The 4,869-nt window shown below is 69.7% G+C and carries 3 protein-coding genes; 2 read left to right on the top strand and 1 reads right to left on the bottom strand.

Annotated elements, in window-relative coordinates:
- Nucleotides 1-989 precede the first annotated feature (989 nt).
- Nucleotides 990-1,400 carry an STAS domain-containing protein gene (locus tag ACIWVC_RS34055; protein ID WP_179271808.1) on the top strand — a complete coding sequence of 137 codons (411 nt, stop codon included), beginning with the start codon at nt 990-992 and terminating at the stop codon, nt 1,398-1,400.
- An 898-nt stretch (nt 1,401-2,298) separates the two neighbouring features.
- Here ACIWVC_RS34055 and ACIWVC_RS34050 read toward each other — a convergent pair.
- Nucleotides 2,299-2,616, bottom strand: coding sequence for a UBP-type zinc finger domain-containing protein (locus ACIWVC_RS34050; protein ID WP_089329946.1), 318 nt, complete (start codon nt 2,614-2,616; stop codon nt 2,299-2,301).
- Between the two features lie 489 nt (nt 2,617-3,105).
- On the opposite strand from ACIWVC_RS34050, the gene ACIWVC_RS34045 reads away from it, so the two are divergent.
- On the top strand, nt 3,106-4,020 hold the full coding sequence (locus ACIWVC_RS34045; protein ID WP_301176860.1) for a LysR family transcriptional regulator: 915 nt from the start codon (nt 3,106-3,108) through the stop codon (nt 4,018-4,020).
- The last annotated feature ends 849 nt before the right edge of the window (nt 4,021-4,869 follow it).

The following is a 4,869-nucleotide window of genomic DNA, read 5'->3' as shown; positions in this document are numbered from 1 at the left end:
GCCAGCGGGGAGATCCCGAGGCCGTCTACGGGGAGTTCCAAACGGCCATTGACACACGCGCGGAGATGCCCAGGCGTGCGTGACTCTGGTCGCTGAGACAGGTCTCAGGCCAGGTCGCCCTCAAGGATGCGAACGCCCATGATGCCTAAGGGCTTCGCTGGCAGGCGGTGCCGACGGCGAACGTGCGGTTGATCGTCCGTAGACCGTCCGCCGGTTCGGTGTCGGGAGACGCCCATGCTTTGTGTACCCTCTACTGTTCGAACCGGCGCGGGAACGCTGTCCCGCATCTTTGGATCCAGGTGGTACTCAGAGGCCGGGCAGTTCTCGATATTGCGAGGCCCGTACACGGTCACGCCGCGTACGGGCCGAGCTGTCGCTACGACGTGCGGGCGGGTAGCTAGGTCCCACCGTGATGCGGTGGACATCGGTGATCGCGGCGGTAGACATGTTCACTTGATTGTGGTCGCCCCAGCGGCACGGCCCGCGCGGTTAGGGGATGGGGAAGCGGGACGGGATTGTTAGGCGGGTGCCGGGGGTGGGTCGAGCCGGTTGGCGGGGCTCCCCGTAGGGGGTACCACGCGCATGGCTGCAAGATCACTATCCGGCCCGCCGCCGTCCCCCATGATCGCCGCGTTGGCGGCCCGTAGTTGCGTGTCCGCCGTTTCGGGCGTGATCGTGACCTGAACGTCGACCTGGTCCCCGGCCCGTACGCATGCGTTGCGCATACGGGCCGGGGTGTTGCGGCGCGCGCGATCCTCGGGTGGCTAATCCCCCACCGTGATCCGGTAGTTCCCCGTCGCCTGATGGTGGGACCATGCCCACCTGCGCCCTGCTCGTCACCAGTCCCGGGGCGCATCCGCGTGCAGGGGACTTTGCAGGTCGTTGCCCTCGATCAGGCGGTATGCGGCGTAGCGTGGGTTGCAGCGCGTCCGCTGGTCAACGCGCTACCGACCCGCCCGCGCGATCCGCTGCGCGATCGGAGCGACATCATGAACACCACGTACACGACTCAAGGCCATACCGACATCCATCCGCGGGTTGTGCTGTCGGTCGTGCGTCGGCCTTCGTTCACCGTCGCCGCCCTGCAAGGCGATCTTGACCTGGTGACCGCGCCCGCGCTTCGCGACGGGCTGCTGGCGCTGCTTCACCCCGGGCAGCGGATGCTGGTACTGGACCTGTCACAGCTGTGGTTCTGTGACGCGGCAGGGATCTCCGCTCTGATCAGTGTGTGGCACCGTGCTCTGGCTCTGGGCGTCTCGATGCGTCTGGCCTCCCCCCGCTCGCACGTGGCGAGGATCCTGGTAGATGCCGTCCTTGAGCACGGCCTTCGGACTTACTCGACCCTGCCCCGAGCGCTCCAGCAACCGCTGCCTCCGGCGCTGGAACCCGCCGCAGTCTGACCGGGCCACGATGGTGCCGTCGCCGCGCTGGTGCCGACGTGGACCGGCTCCAGAGTGCCGACCTTGTGGCCGCCGGAGCCGAGGACGGCGCGGGTGCGCCATTCCCGGATGTCGACCATCTGGATCATCGGGACTCCTCATCTTCTGGTGGAATCAGGCCCCCAGAACTCGTCGTCCAATTCGTCCCAGGTCGGTTGGTCCGTGGGCCGCACTCCGGGGCGGCGGGGGATCCGCCGGAGGCTTCGGCGCGGGGCGGCAGTGCCGGATACGGTGCGGCAGCGGGTCCGTCCAGGCGGGGGCGCGGCGACCTCGATCGGCTCGGGACGGTCACCGGTCCCATGCTGGGCCCGGTCGCCGGCGTCGATGACCGCGTCGTCTTCGTTCTGAGGTTGTTCCGTCACATCGGCCCCCGGCGGCGTGAGGATCTCAGCCGCCGGTATGAGCGGTGTCCTACCGCTGACGGTTGCGCTCCCGGCTAGGACTGCTCACCGCGATCCGTACCGACGGGCGGCACGTTGACCTGCTCACCGTCCCGGCCTCCACGCTGGAAGCCGAAGCTGAGACGGTGATGGAACCGGCGTCGCCCCGTTACCCTTCCCACGTCCCGCCGACCGACCCCCGAGACACCCCCGACCTGCTGGCCGCCCTCACTGCGGCACCCGGCGGGACAGACCGTGCCGGCACCCGGAACGGCTCGGAGGACGCCCGGGTATCCGAGGGCGGACGACCTCGAAGGGATCTCGCGGCGCCTTGGTCCGTACCCGGTGCCCGGCCGGCCGTCATGCGGCCGTAGCACCCGCCCACCAGCGTCCCGGCGGCCGATCGCCCGGACCTCTTCGGCAACCGGCGGGGCGATGAGCCGGGGCGGCATCTCGGGTAACTCTAAGTAACGACAGTGTTAGACACGACGTTCGTGGACATAGCACCATCTCCACGTCGATCCCGGCTCCATCGCGGCGGCAAGCGGATGGTCGGTCTCCTGATAGTGCGCTCGCGCGTGCCGAAGCGGCGAGTCGTCGGAGCAGCCCACCCAGCCGCAGGTGAGGCAGATACGCAGTGCGGTCCACCCGTGGGCCTGTGCCTCGCATGCCGTGCAGCCGCGCGAGAGCGGCGTGACGGGTGTCAGATCGTCCACGTGGCCGCAGCGCGGTGCCGAGCCGTTCGTGCTGAACGGCACCCCCGAACTCAGCGCGTGGAATGTCGTCGTGCGCTTCATCGAAGCCTCCCTTCCTCAGCACTGCGATGTGCTGCCGCCAGGTCAATAGTCCAGTTCGGGGCGCGGGTCCGCTGACCGCGCGCAGGTGACGCAGTACCTGCGCGTACTAGCTTGCGAGCGCCTCGAGGCCCGCTCCCTGCCGTGACAGCACCGTGTCGTCGGTGCCCCGCACGCGCCCTCGCCGGCGTCGGTCCGGTGCGGAGCGCTGCCGCTGGCGTCACCTGCGGTCACGATCGTGGTCATGGTCCTCAATGCCACGTAGACGCCCTCCGGGGGGACGACCGGCTCGGACGCCTCCGGCGGGCTCGGGCGCGTGGAAGCGCCCATCACCAGTTGAGCCCGGCCTTCAAGAAGACCGAACCGGGCAATACAGATAAGAGTCATCAGTGGCGGCGATAACCGTCGGCCCGGCGACGCGGAACTCCAGCGCGGACCGCGCTGTACGCTGCTGGGAGGGGTCCAGCTGTTCCGGCCCGGAAGGCGGGAGACGTGGAACTGCGCCAACTCCGCTACTTCGTCGCCGTCTGCGAGGAGCTCAACTTCGGCCGCGCGGCGGCCCGCGAGCACATCGTGCAGTCGGCGTTGAGTCAGCAGATCCAGCGGCTGGAGCGGGAACTGGGCGTGCGCCTGCTGGACCGCACCACCCACTACGTCGCCCTGACCCCGGCGGGGGCGGCGCTCCTGGTCGAGGCCCGGCAGATCCTCGACCAGGTGGAGCGCGCCGCCCAGGTCGCCCGGACCGCACAGAGCACCTCGCCGACGCTGCGGGTGGGCATCATCGACGCCAGTTACGACTCGATGCCGCAGATCCTGCACGAGGCCCAGGCGCTCTTCCCGGATCTGGTGATCCACCAGGTGGAGGCCGGCGTCCCCGAGCAGTACCAGCGACTCGTCGACGGGCGCCTGGACGTGGGCATCGGCCGCGCCGCACTGGCCCCCAGCGGGGTCGCCTCACACCTTTTCCGCCTGGACCGCCTCGGAGTCCTGGTCCCGCGCGGGCACCGGTTCGCCGACCTGGACGCCGTCCCGGCCGAGGCCCTCGCCCGTGAACCGCTGCTGCTGGCCGAGGAGATGAAGGCCCCGGAGTTCAACCAGTTCACCGTCGAGATGTGCCGCGCCGCCGGCTTCACACCGACGGTGTACAAGGGCACCGTCGACAGCGTCCACGCCGCATCCGCCCTGGTGGCCCAGGGCCGCTGCCTGTACTGCGTCCCCTCCTCCTGCATCTCCGCGCTCCCGGGGACGATCTGGCGCCCGCTCACCGAACCTGTCTCCTTCTATCCCTGGTCGATCCTGTGGCGCGCGGCCGACGACTCCGACCATGTGCACGCCGTCGTCGCCTGCGCCCGCAGCATGTCCGAGCGGCTCAGCTGGCTGGACGCCGCCGACCAGGCGACCGGCTGACACGGATCCCGGTCGGTGTCGAGCCCGGCTCTCGGTGATCGGCTGGTGATCGGCCGTGGTGATCGATTCAGCGCGTGTGGGCGGTATCCCGGTGCCCATGGCAAGGACGAAAACATGGCCGGGCCCCATTGTGAGGGCAGAAAGCAGGCCGGGATGTGGATGTGGTAGCGAAGGTGGGCGGCCAGTTCCATCGCTGTCTCGGCTTCAGCCCGAGGTGTGGGGGGCCGGGACGGTGAACAGGGCGACGTGCCGGCCGTCGGCGTGGACGGCGGTGAGCAGCCCGGAGGGCAGGGAGTCGAATCAGCTAAGCCGCACCACCCGGGCGTCGGCCGGGCCGTCGACGCGCAGTCGGCGGGGGTGGCTATCCCCTGAGTTTCCATGGATACGACGGTCATCGGCGCAGGTGATGAATCGTGCGCGGAGTGCCTGTGTCCAGAAACCAGGTCACAGAGCTTGACTGGGAAGTGGCCGGTCGCTGCTGGGGCCGCGCTGGCCGATCCAGGGCCGTCCGCTCCTCCCCGAGTTGGGCGGGCCTGGATCGGCGGCGCGCTCCTCCTACGCCGACGGGCGCCAGCGCGTCCGCTGGTAACTCACGGGCCGGGCGGCGTCCGGTTCAGCGTGCCGAGGGTGTTCTTTCAGCCGTTCCCCATCTAGTTCCCCGGCGTTCAGCGTCGTCGCTCGTGTCCGGGTGGGGTGGCGCGGGCCGGTCGGCTTGTCAGGGGCGGGCGGCTGTTTCCAGGGTGGCCCGTGCCGCCGCATCGTCGGTTGAGGCCGGGACGGTGAGCAGGTCTACGCGACGGCCGTCGGCATAGATCGCGGTGAGCAGTCCGGCGGGAAGGTTGCCGAACC

It is taken from the genome of Actinomadura sp., from assembly GCF_044508335.1.
Classification (GTDB): Bacteria; Actinomycetota; Actinomycetes; order Streptosporangiales; family Streptosporangiaceae; genus Spirillospora.
The sequence above is the reverse complement of the archived record's forward strand: the minus strand, read 5'-3'. Positions and strand labels throughout refer to the sequence as shown.